The sequence below is a fragment of the Pseudomonas sp. W2Aug9 genome, from assembly GCF_023127755.1.
Taxonomy (GTDB): Bacteria; Pseudomonadota; Gammaproteobacteria; order Pseudomonadales; family Pseudomonadaceae; genus Aquipseudomonas; species Aquipseudomonas synxantha_A.
Genome location: NZ_SPKL01000013.1, coordinates 169,418 through 187,193, shown reverse-complemented (window position 1 = coordinate 187,193; position 17,776 = coordinate 169,418). Strand labels below are relative to the sequence as shown.

21 protein-coding genes are annotated in these 17,776 nt (G+C 61.2%); 15 read left to right on the top strand and 6 right to left on the bottom strand.

From position 1 onward, the window contains the following. The first annotated feature begins 49 nt into the window (after positions 1-49). The 4 genes from E3O56_RS12040 to E3O56_RS12025 all read left to right on the top strand — a co-directional run bounded on the left by E3O56_RS12040 (position 50) and on the right by E3O56_RS12025 (position 4,803). On the top strand, positions 50-2,803 hold the full coding sequence (locus E3O56_RS12040) for a response regulator (RefSeq protein WP_248128305.1): 2,754 nt from the start codon (positions 50-52) through the stop codon (positions 2,801-2,803). Between the two features lie 97 nt (positions 2,804-2,900). After that, the gene (locus E3O56_RS12035; RefSeq protein WP_248128304.1) at positions 2,901-3,890 is read left to right on the top strand and encodes a 2-hydroxyacid dehydrogenase; all 990 of its coding nucleotides are present in this window, start codon (positions 2,901-2,903) and stop codon (positions 3,888-3,890) included. Between the two features lie 71 nt (positions 3,891-3,961). Beyond that, positions 3,962-4,402, top strand: a complete 441-nt coding sequence (locus tag E3O56_RS12030; protein ID WP_078821651.1) for a hypothetical protein — start codon at positions 3,962-3,964, stop codon at positions 4,400-4,402. Beyond that, positions 4,399-4,803, top strand: coding sequence for an META domain-containing protein (locus E3O56_RS12025; protein ID WP_032880638.1), 405 nt, complete (start codon positions 4,399-4,401; stop codon positions 4,801-4,803). Before E3O56_RS12030 ends, E3O56_RS12025 begins: the two co-directional genes overlap by 4 nt. Positions 4,804-4,944: 141 nt before the next feature. Here the strand turns inward: E3O56_RS12025 and E3O56_RS12020 are convergent, their stop codons facing one another. Next, positions 4,945-5,406: a TlpA disulfide reductase family protein gene (locus E3O56_RS12020; RefSeq protein ID WP_005789064.1), complete on the bottom strand. Its 462-nt coding sequence runs from the start codon at positions 5,404-5,406 to the stop codon at positions 4,945-4,947. Positions 5,407-5,521: 115 nt separating this feature from the next. On the opposite strand from E3O56_RS12020, the gene arsC reads away from it, so the two are divergent. From arsC to E3O56_RS12005, 3 genes are read left to right on the top strand one after another with little or no spacing between them, the layout of a single operon-like run. Beyond that, entirely contained in the window at positions 5,522-5,875 is a 354-nt protein-coding gene (gene arsC / locus E3O56_RS12015) for an arsenate reductase (glutaredoxin) (RefSeq protein ID WP_078821654.1), read from the top strand. Continuing rightward, positions 5,872-6,486: an NAD(P)H:quinone oxidoreductase gene (wrbA, locus tag E3O56_RS12010; protein ID WP_216091701.1), complete on the top strand. Its 615-nt coding sequence runs from the start codon at positions 5,872-5,874 to the stop codon at positions 6,484-6,486. Before arsC ends, wrbA begins: the two co-directional genes overlap by 4 nt. After that, positions 6,470-6,889 (top strand): DUF2069 domain-containing protein, encoded by a 420-nt coding sequence (locus E3O56_RS12005; protein ID WP_248128302.1) that lies wholly within the window; start codon positions 6,470-6,472, stop codon positions 6,887-6,889. Before wrbA ends, E3O56_RS12005 begins: the two co-directional genes overlap by 17 nt. Before the next feature lie 95 nt (positions 6,890-6,984). Here the strand turns inward: E3O56_RS12005 and E3O56_RS12000 are convergent, their stop codons facing one another. Both E3O56_RS12000 and ttcA read right to left on the bottom strand, forming a co-directional pair. Then, complete coding sequence (locus E3O56_RS12000) at positions 6,985-7,656, bottom strand: DNA-3-methyladenine glycosylase I (protein ID WP_228308576.1); 672 nt, start codon at positions 7,654-7,656, stop codon at positions 6,985-6,987. A 67-nt stretch (positions 7,657-7,723) separates the two neighbouring features. Continuing rightward, on the bottom strand, positions 7,724-8,548 hold the full coding sequence (gene ttcA, locus E3O56_RS11995; RefSeq protein ID WP_044274647.1) for a tRNA 2-thiocytidine(32) synthetase TtcA: 825 nt from the start codon (positions 8,546-8,548) through the stop codon (positions 7,724-7,726). Between the two features lie 349 nt (positions 8,549-8,897). On the opposite strand from ttcA, the gene E3O56_RS11990 reads away from it, so the two are divergent. Then, the gene (locus E3O56_RS11990; RefSeq protein ID WP_005789070.1) at positions 8,898-9,500 is read left to right on the top strand and encodes a Yip1 family protein; all 603 of its coding nucleotides are present in this window, start codon (positions 8,898-8,900) and stop codon (positions 9,498-9,500) included. 128 nt (positions 9,501-9,628) lie between these two features. Further along, positions 9,629-10,123: a SprT family zinc-dependent metalloprotease gene (locus E3O56_RS11985; RefSeq protein ID WP_003192067.1), complete on the top strand. Its 495-nt coding sequence runs from the start codon at positions 9,629-9,631 to the stop codon at positions 10,121-10,123. 93 nt (positions 10,124-10,216) lie between these two features. Here the strand turns inward: E3O56_RS11985 and E3O56_RS11980 are convergent, their stop codons facing one another. Continuing rightward, positions 10,217-11,392, bottom strand: a complete 1,176-nt coding sequence (locus tag E3O56_RS11980; RefSeq protein ID WP_223018503.1) for a CaiB/BaiF CoA-transferase family protein — start codon at positions 11,390-11,392, stop codon at positions 10,217-10,219. 157 nt (positions 11,393-11,549) lie between these two features. Between E3O56_RS11980 and tusD the strand changes: the two genes are divergently transcribed. The 6 genes from tusD (at position 11,550) to E3O56_RS11950 (ending at position 14,986) form a co-directional block, all read left to right on the top strand. Continuing rightward, positions 11,550-11,942: a sulfurtransferase complex subunit TusD gene (gene tusD / locus E3O56_RS11975; protein ID WP_005789072.1), complete on the top strand. Its 393-nt coding sequence runs from the start codon at positions 11,550-11,552 to the stop codon at positions 11,940-11,942. Between the two features lies 1 nt (position 11,943). Continuing rightward, positions 11,944-12,294 carry a sulfurtransferase complex subunit TusC gene (gene tusC, locus E3O56_RS11970; protein WP_032880631.1) on the top strand — a complete coding sequence of 117 codons (351 nt, stop codon included), beginning with the start codon at positions 11,944-11,946 and terminating at the stop codon, positions 12,292-12,294. Continuing rightward, complete coding sequence (gene tusB, locus E3O56_RS11965) at positions 12,294-12,572, top strand: sulfurtransferase complex subunit TusB (RefSeq protein ID WP_005789074.1); 279 nt, start codon at positions 12,294-12,296, stop codon at positions 12,570-12,572. Before tusC ends, tusB begins: the two co-directional genes overlap by 1 nt. Then, complete coding sequence (locus E3O56_RS11960) at positions 12,569-12,904, top strand: TusE/DsrC/DsvC family sulfur relay protein (protein ID WP_005789076.1); 336 nt, start codon at positions 12,569-12,571, stop codon at positions 12,902-12,904. Before tusB ends, E3O56_RS11960 begins: the two co-directional genes overlap by 4 nt. Then, positions 12,901-13,902 (top strand): glycosyl transferase family protein, encoded by a 1,002-nt coding sequence (locus E3O56_RS11955; RefSeq protein WP_248128301.1) that lies wholly within the window; start codon positions 12,901-12,903, stop codon positions 13,900-13,902. The genes E3O56_RS11960 and E3O56_RS11955 overlap by 4 nt, the downstream gene beginning before the upstream one ends. A gap of 88 nt (positions 13,903-13,990) precedes the next feature. Next, positions 13,991-14,986: a glutathione S-transferase family protein gene (locus E3O56_RS11950; RefSeq protein ID WP_078821661.1), complete on the top strand. Its 996-nt coding sequence runs from the start codon at positions 13,991-13,993 to the stop codon at positions 14,984-14,986. 114 nt (positions 14,987-15,100) lie between these two features. Here the strand turns inward: E3O56_RS11950 and cysG are convergent, their stop codons facing one another. Both cysG and serS read right to left on the bottom strand, forming a co-directional pair. Then, a complete protein-coding gene (gene cysG, locus E3O56_RS11945; RefSeq protein ID WP_032880627.1) occupies positions 15,101-16,495 on the bottom strand; it encodes a siroheme synthase CysG in 1,395 nt (464 codons plus the stop codon). After that, positions 16,496-17,776: a serine--tRNA ligase gene (gene serS, locus E3O56_RS11940; protein WP_005789081.1), complete on the bottom strand. Its 1,281-nt coding sequence runs from the start codon at positions 17,774-17,776 to the stop codon at positions 16,496-16,498.

Sequence of the window (17,776 nt, the reverse complement as noted above, 5' to 3'; positions counted from 1 at the left end):
CGGATGCCTGTGTGGATAATGGATAACAACGTGGTAGCAGGAGAGTGGCGTGCTTAGAAGAATGGGGATAAAAGGCCGCGTACTGTTGCTGACCTTATTACCGACCAGCCTGATGGCTCTGTTGTTGGGAGGCTATTTCACCTGGATGCAACTTTCGGAGTTGCAGAGCCAGTTGCTGCAGCGCGGCGAAATGATTGCCGAGCAATTGGCGCCATTGGTAGCGCCGGCCCTGGGCCACAAGAACGCCGAGCTGCTGGAGCGCATCGCCACCCAGTCCCTGGAGCAACCGGACGTGCGCGCAGTGTCGTTCCTGGCGCCAGACCGTTCGTCCCTGGCCCACGCCGGCCCGACCATGCTCAACCCACCACCCACCGGCAACAGTTCGCGCCTGTTGCAGCGCACCGGCAACGATGCCACCCGCTATCTGCTGCCGGTATTCGGCCGTCATCGCAACCTCGCCGGCGACTTGATCCCGGATGAGGCAGACCGCCTGCTGGGCTGGGTCGAAGTGGAGCTGTCCCACAATGGCATGTTGCTGCGCGGCTACCGCAGCCTGTTCGCCAGCCTGTTGTTGATCGCCATCGGCCTGATGTTCACCGCAGCGCTCGCCCTGCGGATCAGCCGCACCATCAATTCGCCGATTGGCCAGATCAAGCAAGCCGTGGCCCAGCTCAAGGACGGCAACCTGGAAACACGCCTGCCGCCCCTGGGCAGCCAGGAACTGGACCAGCTCGCATCGGGCATCAACCGCATGGCCGAAACCCTGCAAAACGCCCAGGAAGAACTGCAACACAGCATCGACCAGGCCACCGAGGACGTACGCCAGAACCTGGAGACCATCGAGATCCAGAACATCGAGCTGGACCTGGCGCGCAAGGAGGCCCTGGAGGCCAGTCGCATCAAGTCCGAGTTCCTGGCCAATATGAGCCATGAGATCCGCACGCCGCTCAACGGCATCCTCGGTTTTACTCATCTGCTGCAAAAAAGCGAGCTGTCGCCGCGCCAGCTGGATTACCTGGGCACTATTGAAAAATCCGCCGATAACCTGCTGGGCATCATCAACGAAATCCTCGATTTCTCGAAGATCGAGGCCGGCAAGCTGGTGCTCGACAGCGTGCCCTTCAACCTGCGGGACTTGCTGCAAGACACCCTGACCATCCTCGCCCCCGCCGCCCATGCCAAGCAGCTTGAACTGGTGAGCCTGGTGTACCGCGATACGCCGCTGGCGTTGGTGGGCGACCCGCTGCGGCTCAAGCAGATCCTGACCAACCTGATCAGCAACGCGATCAAGTTCACCCGCGAAGGCACCATCGTCGCCCGGGCGATGGTCGAGGACGAACAGGAGGACAGCGTGCAATTGCGCATCAGCGTGCAAGACACCGGCATAGGCCTGTCCAACCAGGATGTGCGCGCGCTGTTCCAGGCGTTCAGCCAGGCCGACAACTCGCTGTCGCGCCAACCTGGCGGCACCGGCCTGGGCCTGGTGATTTCCAAGCGTTTGATCGAGCAGATGGGCGGTGAAATCGGCGTCGACAGCACGCCGGGTGAAGGCTCGGAATTCTGGATCAGCCTGAACCTGCCCAAGACCCGCGACGACGTCGAAGACCTGCCCGCCCCGCCGCTGCTGGGTCGCCGCGTGGCCGTACTGGAAAACCACGAGCTGGCGCGCCAGGCCCTGCAACACCAACTGGAAGACTGCGGCCTGGAAGTCACACCCTTCAATACCCTGGAAAGCCTGACCAACGGCATCACCAGTGCGCACCAGACCGAGCAGGCCATCAGCCTGGCGGTGCTCGGCGTGACGGCCAATGACATTCCGCCCGAGCGTCTCAACCAGCACTTGTGGGACCTTGAACACCTGGGTTGCAAAGTGCTGGTGCTGTGCCCGACCACCGAACAGATGCTGTTCAACCAATCGGTACCCAACCCCAACAGCCAATTGCAGGCCAAGCCGGCCTGTACACGCAAGCTGCGCCGCTCCCTGGCCGACCTGATCAGCCCCCGCCCTTCACGCAGCGAGCCGGGTGAGCCGCTGTCCAGCCGTGCGCCGCGTGTGCTGTGCGTGGACGACAACCCGGCGAACCTGTTGCTGGTACAAACCCTGCTGGAAGACATGGGCGCCAAGGTGCAGGCGGTGGAGAGCGGTTACGCGGCCATTGATGCGGTGAAGCAGGAAACCTTCGATCTGGTATTGATGGATGTACAAATGCCCGGCATGGACGGCCGCCAAAGCACTGAGGCGATCCGCCAGTGGGAAAGCGAGCGCCACGGTACGCCGCTGCCGGTGGTGGCCCTCACGGCACACGCCATGGCCAATGAAAAACGCGCCCTGCTGCAAAGCGGCATGGACGACTACCTGACCAAGCCCATCAGCGAGCGGCAACTGGCCCAGGTGGTGTTGAAGTGGACCGGCCTGGCCCTGCGTAACCAGGGCCCGGAACGCGTCAACGACGGCCCGGCTCAAGGTGTGCAACTGCTGGTGCTCGACCACGAGGAGGGCCTGCGCCTGGCCGCCAACAAGGCCGACCTCGCCGCCGACATGCTCGCCATGCTGCTGGCCTCCCTGGAAGCCGACCGCCTGGCGATTACCGTCGCCCGCGAAGCCAATGACAATCACGCCCTGATCGAACGCGTGCACCGTTTGCACGGCGCCACGCGCTACTGTGGCGTGCCGCAACTGCGCGCGGCGTGCCAACGCGCTGAAACCCTGCTCAAGCAGGACGATGCCAAGGCCATGGCCGCGCTGGATGAACTGGACATGGCGATTGCGCGGCTGGCCAGTGAAGCCAGAGTCAGCGCCTGACGCAACTTTATGGACAACACCAATCAAAATGTGGGAGCAAGCCCCCTCCCGCATTTAGTCAGCATTTCCATCGTGTAAATTGCAGGGAGCCTTCTTGATGCGCGTCATTCTTTTCAGCAGCCAGACCTACGACCGTGACAGTTTTCTCGGTGAACCGCTCCCCTCGGCCCTGGAGCTGCAATTCCAACCCGCCCGCCTCAACCTCGCCACCGTAGCCCTGGCCGAACACCATGAGGTGGTCTGCGCCTTTATCAATGACGACCTCAGCGCCCCGGTGCTGGAGCAACTGGCCAAGGGCGGTACACGCCTGATTGCCCTGCGTTCGGCCGGCTACAACCATGTCGATTTGGTCGCCGCCAAACGCCTGGGCCTGAGCATCGTGCGCGTGCCCGCCTATTCGCCCCACGCCGTGGCCGAACACGCCGTGGCGCTGATCCTGGCTCTCAACCGCCGCCTGCACCGTGCCTACAACCGTACCCGTGATGGCGACTTCAGCCTGCATGGGCTCACCGGTTTCGATCTGGTCGGCAAAACCGTCGGCGTGGTCGGCACCGGGCAGATCGGCGCGACCTTCGCCAAGATCATGGCCGGCTTCGGCTGCCAATTACTGGCTTATGACCCCTTCCCCAACCCACACGTCCAGGCCCTGGGCGCTCGCTACGTCAGCCTGCCCGACTTGCTGGCCGAGGCGCAGATCATCAGCCTGCACTGCCCGTTGACTGCCGACAGCAAACACCTGATCAACGCCCGTTCCCTGGCGCACATGCAGCCCGGTGCAATGCTGATCAACACCGGCCGCGGTGGCTTGGTCGATACGCCCGCGCTGATCGAAGCCCTCAAGGAGGGCCAATTGGGCTACCTGGGGCTGGACGTTTATGAAGAAGAAGCCCAGCTGTTTTTCGAGGACCGCTCGGACCTGCCCCTGCAAGACGACGTACTCGCGCGTCTGCTGACCTTCCCCAACGTGATCATCACTGCGCACCAGGCATTTCTCACTCGTGAAGCCCTGGCGGCGATCGCCGGTACGACGCTGGCCAACATTGTGGCGTGGGCCGATGGTCGGCCACAGAACCTGGTCGAGGGTTGATCAGCGGTCACATACCAGGCTCATGATGGGCCGGCACCCGTGATAGGATGCCGCGCCTATTTGGAGGATCCATGGCCGAACACGATTTCCGCTTCAGCTTGCTGAGCCCGCAACACACCCTGATCGAATGCCGCGCCCTTGTGCCGGGCCGTTACCAGGTCACCGGCAACGGTGGTTCGATCAAGCACGGTGACGTGCTGATCGTCACCCTGCGCGGCAGTAAAACCCTGTCGATGCGCCTGACCGTCGAAGGTGACGCACGCTACTCCATACGCCCGGCGGGCCAATGGGTCGCCATGGCCCAGGGGCCGAAGTTCGGCGAACTGGAAATTCACACCTGGAAGGTCAACTGCGACAGCTGCGACGTCGTGCTGGAGTTTGAATTTTCGGTGGAAACCAAGCTGACCAAAGAGCCGCTGCAACCGGCCGCCAACGCACGCATCAAAGAACTCGGCTGGGCCAGTGAAGGCGACAAGCACCGCTGCCCGAAATGCCAGCAGGCCGCACAATGAAGGGCCCGCTGCTGCTCGCCGCAATCGGCGCGGCTCTGACGGGTTGTGCTGCCGACGGCCCGAAGCTCGAACGCGACCACAGCTACGTGGTGGAGTGGATCGGTGAGCGCCCGCTGATGGACTACGCGCACCTGACCGTCACCCTTGGCGCTGATGGCCGCGCCTACGGCAACGGCGGCTGCAATCACTGGTTTGCACCGTATACCGTCGAGGGTGACAAGCTCAGCTTCGGACCTATCGGCAGCACCCGCAAAATGTGCGCCGAGGCGTTGATGGAGCAGGAGCACCGCTTCTTCCAGGCCTTGCAAGGCGTGCAGCGCTGGGACATCTCGCCGATCGAACAGACGCGGTTCTGGCCGGCCGAGGGCAAGCCGATTCGTTTGTGGCTTGAAGAAGGCTGATATTCCCAGTCTTTGGATTGATGGGATCCCAATGTGGGAGGGGGCTTGCTCCCGATAGCAGTGTGTCAGTCAATACATCAATTGACTGTTACACCGCTATCGGGAGCAAGCCCCCTCCCACACTTTCTCTGAGGTGTTGCTTTAACCGCGCAGAGCCTTGAGCTTGGCCAGCACCCCTTCTGCAGTCTGCTCACCCATCAACTGCTCACGCACCTTGCCCTTGTCGTCGATGATGTAGGTCACCGGCAACGCCTCGCTGCGTGGAATCTCGAAGATCCCGTCCGGGTTCTGGGCCAGGACCGTGAACTTGATCCCCAGCTTGTCGCTGGCGGCCTTCAGTTCCTCACCCTGCACATTGTCGAAGTTAACCCCGAACACCTCCACACCCTGCCCTTTCAGTTGCTCGGCCAAGGCATTGAGCTCGGGGATTTCCGTGCGGCACGGGCCACACCATTCGGCCCAGTAATTGACCACCAGCCACTGTTTGTCCAGGCGTTCGGCCGCCACTTTCTGGCCATATTGGTCAACGCCGTAATCGTTACCGCAGCCGCTGAGCAGCAGGGTTGTGATGATCGCCAATGCACCGATCAGTCGCCTTGTCATGGGGTATTCCTTCGCAAAAATGAACGTTGGCTGCGACCTATCGCCTCTTACGGTTTAAGGACAGGCGCCAGCGCAGGTAGAATACCCGCCACCTTACGCAAGATGCGACCCGCACATGACCGATCTGACGCTTTATCACAACCCGCGCTGCTCGAAATCCCGCGGTGCGCTCGAACTGCTTGAAGCTCGCGGCCTCAACCCGACCGTGGTGCGCTACCTGGAAACCCCGCTGGACGCCGCGCAAATCCAGGCCTTGCTCAAAAAGCTGGGGATCAGCGCGCGCCAACTGCTGCGCACCGGCGAAGAGGAATACAAAACCCTCAACCTGGCCGATGCCAACTTGAGCGAAGCGCAATTGATCGCCGCTATCGCCGGGCACCCCAAGCTGATGGAACGCCCGATCCTGGCAACTGCCGACAAAGCCATCATTGGCCGCCCACCCGAGAACGTATTGGAGATTCTGCCGTGACCACGCCCTATGTGCTGGTGCTGTATTACAGCCGCAACGGCTCGGTAAGCGAAATGGCCCGGCAGATTGCCCGGGGGATCGAGCAAGGCGGCATGGAAGCACGTCTGCGCACCGTGCCGGCGATTTCCACCGAGTGCGAAGCGGTGGCGCCGAGCATTCCCGAGGAAGGCGCGCTGTATGCCAGCCTGGATGATCTGAAGCACTGTTCAGGCCTGGCCCTGGGCAGCCCGACACGCTTTGGCAACATGGCTGCACCGCTCAAGTACTTCCTCGACGGCACCAGCAACCTGTGGCTCACCGGTGCCCTGGTCGGCAAGCCCGCCGGCGTGTTCACCTCTACCGCCAGCCTGCATGGCGGCCAGGAAACCACGCTGATGTCGATGTTGCTGCCGCTGCTGCACCACGGCATGTTGATCACCGGCCTGCCTTACAGCGAACAGGCACTGCTTGATACCCAGGGCGGCGGCACGCCATACGGCGCCAGCCACCATTCCGGGCCTGACGGCAAGCGGATGCTCGATCAACATGAAATCACCCTGTGCCGGGCCCTGGGCCTGCGCCTGGCCAAGACCGCCACGCTGCTGGAGCACGGCCGTGGCCCGCAAACCTAAAATCCTGCCGCCCCAGGCGTGGCTGGAACCGCGGGTAAACATTGCACGCGCACTGAGCCTGCTGGCGTTTTTTGCCCTGGTGGGCTTGTTGTGCGTGTACTACCTGTTCATCGCCGACCTGCATGGGGCGCGCCCATGGGTGATCCTGCTGATCGAACTGGTGCCGCTGCTGGTACTGGCGCCAGGGATGATGATCGGCAGTGCGCGCGGGCATTCGTGGATGTGCTTTGTGGTGAATCTGTATTTCATCAAGGGCGCGCTGGCGGTGTACGACCCGAACCGCCAGTGGTTCGGGGTGTTGGAGATGCTGGCGAGCCTGGCGGTGTTTTGCACGGCGCTGTTGTATGTGCGTTGGCGGCATCAGTTGAATCGGCGGTTGGCTGCAGAACCTGTATCGGCCTGAAGTCCGCTATCGCAGGCAAGCCAGCTCCCACATGTTGATAGGCGGCGCGGTCAAAATGTGCGGGCTGGCTTGCTCGCGAAGGCGTCACCTGGGTCTCAATGGTTGACGGTGTACGCCAACATCATCGACAACTGGCACATCGGCCGCCCACTCTCGGCATGCCACTGGTTGAAGGCGCCCTGTACTGTGGCCAAATCCCGCAGGCTGGTCGGCGCCTTGTCGACGATCTTCTGCGCATTCAACGCCGCCACCACGTCATAGCTCGGCACAAACGTATCCTTGCCCACCATGCGCAGGAAACGCGGTGCCGACAGCCCGCCCAGTTGGTGGCCATGCTTGCTCAGGTATTTCCATAACCCGACGATATCGGTGACCGGCCAATCGGCGACAAACGCACCGAAGCTGCCCTTTTCCTGCTCGATATCCAGGATCATCTGCGCATTGCGCGGCACACTCTTGAGTTTGCCCAGGTGGCGGATGATGCGGGCGTCCTGCATCAGGCGTTCCAAGTGCTCGGCGCCCATCAGCACGACTTTTTCCGGATCGAAGCCGAAAAAAACCTGCTCAAACGCCGGCCACTTGGCATCGACCACACTGTGCTTCAAGCCCGCACGAAACACCCGTAGCGCCAAAGTCGACAGGTAACGGTCATCGGTGATCTTGCGCAATTGCGCCGGGGTCTTGGGCACAGGCAGGTGGGCTTCCAGCTCGGCCGCCGAACCGAAGCGGTTCAGACAATATTCGTGCAGCCACTTGTAATCGCGCATGCCCTCTCCTGGCAGTTGAATTGAAAACGGCGCCCGCAAGCGCCGTTTACTAGAGCCTCGACGAGGCTTAGAGGTTCACTACATTGACGAAACGCGATGCGGCCGTCTCATCGATTTTCAAGCTGGTGAAATCGAACAGGTTGCGATCAGCCAGTTGAGACGGGATCACATTTTGCAGGCTGCGGAAGATGCTCTCGGTACGCCCGGGGGTCTTGCGCTCCCAGTCCAGCAGCATTTCCTTGACCACCTGGCGCTGCAGGTTTTCCTGGGAGCCGCACAGGTTGCAGGGGATGATCGGGAATTGCTTGAAGTCGGAGTACGCTTGGATGTCCTTCTCGTTGCAATACGCCAGCGGGCGGATTACCACATTGCGCCCGTCATCGGCGCGCAGCTTGGGCGGCATGGCCTTGAGCGAGCCATTGAAGAACATATTCAGGAAGAACGTCTCGACGATGTCATCGCGGTGATGACCCAGGGCCATCTTGGTCGCGCCGATCTCGTCGGCAAAGGTGTAGAGCGTGCCACGGCGCAGGCGCGAGCACAGCGAGCAGGTGGTCTTGCCTTCCGGGATCAGCTCCTTGACCACCGAGTAGGTGTCTTTCTCGACGATGTGGTATTCAACGCCCAATTCCTTGAGGTAGGCCGGCAATACGTGCTCGGGGAAGCCGGGTTGCTTCTGGTCCATGTTCACCGCCACGATCTCGAACTTGATCGGCGCGACCTTTTGCAGGTGCAGCAATACGTCGAGCATGGTGTAGCTGTCTTTGCCACCAGAGAGGCAGACCATGACCTTGTCGCCGTCCTCGATCATGTTGAAATCGGCGACCGCTTCACCGGCCAGGCGACGCAGGCGTTTTTGCAGTTTGTTCTGGTTGACCGTAAGAGTGCCCATGGCGCTTGGATCCGCTGAAGGTGTGTGACGAAAAGCCGGGTATTTTAGCGATGTCGAGTACCTACATTCAATGTGAGAGGGGGCTTGCTCCCGATAGCGGTGCATCAGCCACCACTTGTAGTGCCTGGCACACCGCTATCGGGAGCAAGCCCCCTCCCACATTTGACAGACCCCACCGCGATTAAGCGCCCTGTTTACAGCGCAATTTGCTCTAAAGGCCCTACAGTTATTCCGGTCATCACTTCCTATACTGCGACTTGAGGTCGCACACATATCCAGACCTTTCAGGCCATCTGGCCGGTGGGCGCTCCGATGGGGGGCGATGGTAATAACGACAGGAGTGACTGGCATGATCCATCACGTCGTGGGGCTTTTTACCCATCCCGACCAGGAATGGCGGGAAATCCGTGGCGATAAAGAAGAAAGTATCGGCCACATGTACCTTACTCACACCCTGATTCTCGCGGCGATCCCCGCCGTGTCCGCCTTTATCGGCACCACCCAGGTTGGCTGGGTCATCGGCAACCGGGCGCCGGTGATGTTGACCCAGGAAAGCGCACTGTGGATGACGCTCATGTCGTACGCGGCCATGCTTGGCGGCGTGGCGGTGATGGGCGCGTTCATTCACTGGATGGCCCGCACCTACGACGCCAGCCCCAGCATGGCACGCTGCGTGGCCTTCGCCACCTATACCGCAACGCCACTGTTTGTCGGCGGGCTTGCGGCACTCTACCCGCATATGTGGCTGGGCATGGTGGTCGGCACGGCGGCCATTTGCTACACGGTGTACCTGCTCTACGTGGGGCTGCCGACCTTCATGAGTATCGACCCGGACGAAGGCTTCCTGTTTTCCAGTTCGGTATTGGCCGTGGGCCTGGTGGTACTGGTGGCGATCATGGCGTTTACCGTGATTGTGTGGGGCCTGGGCGTAGGGCCCATCTACACCAACTAAGCAACTCAACCCGCAGGCAAGGCCACCGCAAGGTGGCTTTGTGCGTTATGCATGACCATTCGGCGCCTGACAGATTCGGAAACACCCTGCTTTGCGGCATACTGGGCGTCTCTGGAGATTTGTACAGCATGCCCGAGCAACTCAATACCCGCGTCGAAGATTGTTTCCTGCAAGCCGAATCCTTTTTCAAACGAAGCTTCAAACGCCCCCAGGTCAGCCTCAAGCTGCGGGGCCAGAAAGCCGGTGTCGCGCATTTGCACGAGAACCTGCTGCGCTTCAACCCGCAGTTGTACCGTGAAAACAGCCAGCATTTTCTCAAGCAAACCGTGGCCCACGAAGTGGCGCACCTGATTGCCCACCAGTTGTTTGGCGAGCGTATCCAGCCCCACGGCGAGGAATGGCAGTTGATCATGCGCGGGGTCTACGAACTGCCGCCGGACCGCTGCCATACCTATGAGGTCAAGCGCCGCCAGGTGACCCGTTATATCTACCGCTGCCCGTGTGCGGACAGTGACTTCCCGTTCTCGCCGCAGCGCCATGGCCTGGTGAACCAGGGGCGGCGGTATTTGTGTCGGCGGTGTAGGCAGACTCTGGTGTTCACCGGGGAAACTCGGGTGGAATGAGGGCCTCTTCGCAGGCAAGCCAGCTCCCACATCTGGATCTGTGAACGCAATCAAAATGTGGGAGCTGGCTTGCCTGCGAAAGCGTCGGCTCAGTCAACCTACAACCTTGGCCTGACGCAATTCATCTATCCGCTGAGCACTGATCCCCAACTCCACCAACACCTCGTCACTATGCGCCCCCACCGCCACCCCAATATGCCTGGGCGCCGGCAACCCTTCTGAGAACTTCAGCGGGCAGGCCAATTGCGCTTGTGTCGAGCCATCCCCCCGGGGCACATGGCTGACCAGCTCCCGCGCCTTCAACTGCGGATGCTCAACAGCCTCCGCCAGGCTCAACACCGGCTCCACACACGCATCCACCCCGGCAAACAACTCACACAATTCTTCAAAACTGCGCTTCTCGAATTCCACCTGCAGGGCCTGCTTGAGCACTGCCTGCTGCTCTGGCTTCACGCTGTGGGCCGCCAGCTCCGGCCTGCCCAGTGCCTCACACAACTGCTGCATAAAGGCCGGTTCCAAACTCCCCACCGACATCCAGCGCCCATCGCGAGTGCGATAGTAATCGTAAAAACTGCCACCATTGAGTACATGGTTCTCCCACTCCGGCTCCACTCCGCAGGCTAGATAGCCAGCCCCGACCATGGCGTTCAGGCTGAACGAACAATCGGTCATGCTCACATCCAGGTATTGCCCCACTCCGCTCTGCTGCCTGGCAATCACCGCCGCCAGCAAGCCCACCACCGCATGCAGCGAACCACCTGCCACGTCCGCCAGTTGCACGCCCAGCGGCAACGGCCCGCTGTCCCTCCGCCCGGTGTGACTGGCCACACCGGCCAACGCCAGGTAATTGATATCGTGCCCGGCGCGGTCCTTGTAAGGGCCGGTCTGGCCGTAGCCGGTAATCGACACATAAATCAACCCGGGATTGATCGCCTTCAGCGCCTCATAACCCAGCCCCAGGCGCTCCATAACCCCAGGGCGAAACTGTTCGAGCAGGATGTCATGACTCTTGACCAGCTCACGCACGATCTCCACCGCCTCGGCCTGCTTGAGGTCCAGGGCCAGGCTGCGTTTGTTGCGGTTCAGATACGCGTGGCTGGCCGAGGTACCGCGGTCATGGGGCGGCAACACCCGCAACAGGTCCATGCGCGTGGGCGATTCGATACGCAGCACCTCGGCGCCCATGTCCGCCAGCATCAACGAGGCAAACGGGCCGGGCAGCAAGGTGGAAAAATCCAGCACTTTAAGGGACGCCAAGGGACCAGACATAGAGACTCCATTCGGGTTGCGATCACCCACAGACTAGGCAGCCTGGCGGCTGCCGGCAATCGTCAGAACGATCAGCGACAGTGACCGTTTTGATCACGGCGGGCTTTTTCGCGGCGGCGGCTTTATCATTGGCCGACGTTTGTTGGCAGAGTCTCCCATGAAGTTCGCGATTGCACTGTATAGCGCCGCCCACGCGCCCTCCTCGCGCCGCGCCCTGCTGTTCGCACAAGCAGCGCTGGCGGGCGGGCATGAGATTGTGCGGCTGTTTTTTTATCAGGATGGCGTGTACAGCGCGTCCAATAACATCGTAGCGCCCCAGGACGAGCCAGACATTGCGCGCCAATGGCGCGAGTTTGTCAGCCAGCACCAGCTCGACGGCGTGGTGTGCATCGCCGCCGCCTTGCGCCGTGGTGTGCTGAACGCCGAGGAGGCCGCACGCTATCAACGCAGCGCGGTCAATCTGCAGGCGCCATGGGCGTTATCGGGCCTTGGGCAATTGCATGACGCGATCCAGGATGCCGACCGCCTGATCTGTTTTGGAGGGCCGTGAGATGTCCAAATCCTTATTGGTGATCAGCCGACAGGCGCCGTGGTCCGGGCCAAGTGCGCGGGAAGCACTGGATATCGTGCTGGCTGGTGGCGCGTTTGATCTGCCCATCGGTCTGCTGTTTCTGGATGACGGTGTGTTCCAGCTGGCGCCGCATCAGGCCGCCAAGGCCGTGCAACAAAAAGACCTGAGCGCCAACTTGCAGGCATTGGGCCTGTTCGGCATTGATGACGTGTTCGCCTGCGGCCACAGCCTGTCCGCACGCGGGTTGCTGCCGCCCGCCAATGCGCAGACGCTGCACAGCCAAGCCATTTGCGAGCTGATTGATCGTTACGACCAGGTGATTACCCTCTGATGTCGACTCTACATGTGGTGTCTCACTCTCCCTTTACCGACAGCCGCCTCGACAGCTGCCTGCGCATCTGCGGCGCTCAGGACGCAATCCTGCTGTGTGGCGACGGTGCCTACGCGCTGCACACGCCCGCCCTGCAAAGCAAAGGCGTGAAGGTCTTTGTACTGGCCGAAGACATGCAGGCGCGCAACCTGCCGCTTCCCGACTGGGCTGACAGCGTGGATTATCCAGGTTTCGTGCAACTGTCGATCGACTACGACAAGGTCAACACCTGGCTATGAACACCCTGACCGTCGGCACACGCAGCCTCGAACTGGACAAGGACGGTTACCTCGTCGACCTCAATGACTGGTCCGATGAGGTGGCGCACGCCCTGGCCGCTGCCGAAGCCCTGGAGCTGACTGCGGATCACTGGGAAATCCTCAAGCTGCTGCGCCAGTTCTATACCGAATTCCAGCTGTCCCCTGCCACACGCCCGCTGATCAAGTACACCGCCTTGAAACTGGGCCCGGAAAAGGGCAACAGCCTGCGTCTAAACAAACTGTTCAACGGCACTCCCGCCAAACTCGCCGCCAAGTTGGCGGGCCTGCCCAGGCCGACGAATTGCTTATGACCGACTTCGCCCCCTTGACCCTCAACACGCCCGAAGAGCACCCTTTTGCCCAGTTCGTACGCATCCTCGGCAAAGGCAAGCGCGGCGCGCGCAACCTCACCCGCGAAGAAGCGCGGCAAGCCATGGGCATGTTGCTCGACGAAAAGGTTGAAGACACCCAGCTCGGTGCCTTTTTGATGCTACTGCGTCACAAAGAAGAGAGCCCGGAAGAACTCGCCGGTTTCACCGAAGCGGTACGTGAACGCCTGGATGCACCGGCGTTGAACGTGGATATCGACTGGCCGACTTACGCCGGCAAAAAGCGCCATCTGCCGTGGTTTCTGCTGGCGGCCAAGTGCCTGGCGCAAAACGGCGTGCGCATTCTGATGCACGGCGGCGGTGCCCACACGGCGGGCCGGCTGTACACCGAGCAACTGCTGGAGACGCTGCAGATCCCGCTGTGCCGCAATTGGCAGCAGGTGGGAAGCGCCTTCGAGCAGGGCAACCTGGCCTTTATCCCGCTGGGCGACTGGGCGCCGCAATTGCAACGCATGATCGACCTGCGCAACACCCTCGGCCTGCGCTCGCCCATTCATTCCCTGGCGCGGCTGCTTAACCCGCTGAATGCGCGCTGCGGCCTGCAAAGCATCTTCCACCCGGGCTACCAGGGCGTGCACCGCGATGCCAGCGGCCTGCTCGGGGACAATGTGATCGTGGTCAAGGGCGACGGCGGCGAGATCGAAATCAACCCCGACACCCTCAGTCACCTGTATGGCACCACCGGCGGCCAGAGTTGGGACGAAGAGTGGCCCGCGCTCTCCGCCCAGCGTCACGTCAAACCGGCGACGCTTGAGCCTGAACAGTTGAAAGCGTTGTGGCGCGGCGAAGTCGAGGACAGCTACCCGCAACTGGCGCTGATCGCCACCATGGCCCTGGCGTTGCGCGGTCTCGGCCACCCGCGGCAACAGGCCTTCGATTTGGCCCAGCAATACTGGGACGCACGGGATAAATCGATTTAGTCGATCATTCACCCCCGGTCTTTGCGCTTTTAGTTCGAACTCATCCCTTTAGACTGGACTCCAACGTTTAACAGCCAAGGAGCCAGTCATGGGTTTGCTGATTGAAGGACAGTGGAAAGACCAGTGGTATGAGAGTAGCGCAGATGGCGCTTTCCAACGGGAACAGGCACAACGCCGCAACTGGGTGACCGCCGATGGCGCGCCCGGCCCGAGTGGCGAAGGTGGCTTCAAGGCTGAGGCTGGCCGCTATCACCTCTATGTATCCCTGGCCTGCCCCTGGGCGCACCGCACCTTGATCCTGCGCAAGCTCAAAGGCCTGGAAAGCCTGATCGACGTGTCAGTGGTCAGCTGGTTGATGCTGGAAAACGGCTGGACCTTCGACAAGGCCCACGGCTCCAGCGGTGACAAACTGGACGATCTGGCCTTCATGCACCAGCGCTACACCGCCGATACGACCGACTACACCGGGCGCGTCACCGTGCCGGTGCTGTGGGACAAAAAACTCAAGCGCATCGTCAGCAATGAATCGGCGGAAATCATCCGCATGTTCAATAACGCGTTCAACGGGCTGACCGGCAATACCCTGGATTTTTATCCCGACACGCTGCGTCCGACCATCGACGCCCTGAACGAGCGTATCTACCCGGCCGTGAACAACGGCGTATACCGCGCAGGTTTTGCCACGTCACAACAGGCGTATGAACGTGCGTTTGATGATGTGTTTGCCGAGCTGGATCATTTGGAACAACACCTGGGCCAGCATCGTTATCTGGCCGGTGAGTACCTGACAGAGGCGGATGTGCGGCTGTTTACCACGTTGATTCGCTTTGACGCGGTGTATTACAGCCACTTCAAGTGCAACCTGCGGCGGATTGCCGATTATGCGAATTTGTCGAATTGGCTAAGGGAGATGTATCAGTGGCCGGACGTGGCCGAGACGGTGGACTTTGCCCATATCAAGGGGCATTACTATGCCAGCCATCGCACGATCAACCCGACGGGGATTGTGCCGAAGGGGCCGTTGCAAGAGTTTGACAACAGCCATGATCGGGCGCGACTTTCAGGTAAAGGTGTCTTTAGCTGATCTGGATTATCGGTTGTATTTGATGGCCTCATCGGGAGCAAGCCCCCTCCCACATTTTGACTGTGTTCACAAACCAAAATGTGGGAGGGGGCTTGCTCCCGATGCTTTTAAGGCTCAGACCTGAGACTGAGCCCCTTCGAACCATTTGAGCTTCTCGCGCAACACCACCACCTCACCCACGATCACCAGCGTCGGCGCATGTACTTCATGCTCCGCCACCATGCGCGGCAAGTCCGCCAGGGTGCCGGTAAACACACGCTGGTTGGAAGTGGTGCCCTGCTGGATCAAAGCCGCCGGTGTGTCCGCCGAGCGCCCGTGCTTGATCAACTGCTCGCAAATGATCGGCAAGCCAATCAAGCCCATGTAGAACACCAGGGTCTGCGACGGCCCGACCAGGTCCTGCCAGGGCAGATCCGACGTATTGTTCTTCAGGTGCCCGGTGATGAAGCGCACCGATTGCGCATAGTCACGGTGCGTCAGCGGAATCCCGGCATACGCGGCACAACCACTGGCCGCCGTGATCCCTGGCACCACCTGGAACGGGATGCCATGGGCCGCCAATTCCTCGATTTCTTCGCCACCGCGCCCAAAAATGAACGGATCGCCGCCCTTGAGGCGCAGCACGCGCTTGCCTTGCTTGGCCAGGTCGACCAGTTGCTGGTTGATCTTATCCTGAGGCACAGCGTGGTCGGCACGCCGCTTGCCGACGTAAACTCGCTCGGCATCACGACGGCACAGTTCCAGGATCGCCGGCGCCACCAGACGGTCGTACAGCACCACGTCGGCCTGCTGCATCAGGCGCAAGGCACGAAAGGTGAGCAAGTCCGGGTCACCCGGGCCTGCACCCACCAGGTACACCTCGCCGGGTGCATAAGGTGGCGCGCCATTGACCTTTTCGATCAACAGGCGCTCAGCTTCATCGCCCTGCCCGGCCAGTTGACGGTCGGCAATCGGCCCTTGGAACACCTCTTCCCAGAACGCACGGCGCTGCTGCACATCCGGGTACAAACCTTTGACCTGGGCGCGAAAACGCGCGGCCAAACCGGCCAATTGGCCGTAGGTGGACGGAATCCAGGTTTCCAGCTTGGCGCGGATCAAGCGCGCCAGCACCGGCGCGTCGCCGCCGCTGGACACCGCAATTACCAACGGCGAACGGTCGACAATCGCCGGGAAGATCACGCTGCACAAGGCCGGCGCATCTACAACATTGACCGGCACGCAACGGCGCTTGGCCTCACTGGACACTTGCGCGTTCAGCGGCTCGTCGTCCGTTGCCGCGATGATCAGGGTGCAACCCTCCAGGTCAGCCTCCTGATAACCGCGCAAAATCAGTTCCCCGCCACTGCCCAGTACCAGCTCACGCAACTGGTCTTCGATCTGGGGAGCAACCACCCGCAGCAACGCACCGGCGTCGGCCAGCAGCCGGGATTTGCGCAAGGCAATCTCCCCACCACCGACGACCAACACTCGACTGCCGCGCAGGTTATGAAACAGCGGCAGAAATTCCATTTAGGCGATGACCTCAACGCCGCCCATGTACGGCTTGAGCACCTCAGGTACACGGATCGAACCGTCAGCCTGCTGGTAGTTTTCCAGCACGGCCACCAAGGTACGGCCTACGGCCAGGCCCGAACCGTTAAGGGTGTGCACCAACTCCGGCTTGCCGGTTTCCGGGTTGCGGAAACGCGCCTGCATACGACGGGCCTGGAAATCACCGCAGTTGGAGCACGACGAAATTTCGCGGTACTTGTCTTGGCTCGGTACCCACACTTCCAAATCGTAGGTCTTCACAGCGCTGAAGCCCATGTCGCCGGTGCACAGCGCCAGTACGCGGTACGGCAGCTCCAACAGTTGCAGAACGCGTTCGGCATTGGCGGTCAGGCCTTCCAGGGCTTCCATGGAAGTCGACGGCTCGACCACCTGCACCATCTCGACCTTGTCGAACTGGTGTTGGCGGATCATGCCGCGCGTATCGCGACCCGATGCGCCGGCTTCACTGCGAAAGCACGGGCTGTGGGCAACCAGCTTCAACGGCAGTTGCTTGGCATCGAGGATTTCGCCGGCGACGATATTGGTCAGCGACACCTCGGCGGTCGGGATCAGGTACAGATCGGCTTCGCCGTCGCGAGTGATCTTGAACAGGTCTTCTTCGAATTTCGGCAACTGGCTGGTACCCATCAGCGCCGGCGCTTGGACCAGGTACGGGGTGTAGGCTTCTTCGTAGCCATGCTCACCGGTGTGCAGGTTGATCATGAACTGCGCCAGCGCACGGTGCATACGGGCGATCGGGCCACGCAGCAAAGCGAAACGGGCACCGGACATTTTTGCCGCGGTCTCGAAATCCAGGCCACCGGTCAATTCGCCCAGGGCCACATGGTCCTTGATCTCGAAATCGAAGGCTTTGGGCGTACCCCAGCGGCGTACTTCAACGTTGCCGTCTTCGTCTTCGCCTACCGGCACGGATTCGTGGGGCAGGTTCGGAATGCCCAGCAGGATCGAGTCCAGCTCGGTCTGGATGCCTTCCAGCTCGGTTTTGCCGTTGGACAGCTCAGTGCCCATACGCTCGACATCCGCCATCAGCGGTGCGATGTCTTCGCCGCGCTGTTTGGCCTGGCCAATGGACTTGGAACGCGCATTACGCTCAGCCTGCAGTGCTTCGGTGCGGGTCTGGACGGTCTTGCGCTGTTCTTCCAGCGCTTCGATGCGCGCAACATCCAAGGCAAAGCCACGGGATGCCAGGCGGTCCGCTACGTCCTGAAGGTTGCTACGTAACAGTTTGGAATCGAGCAT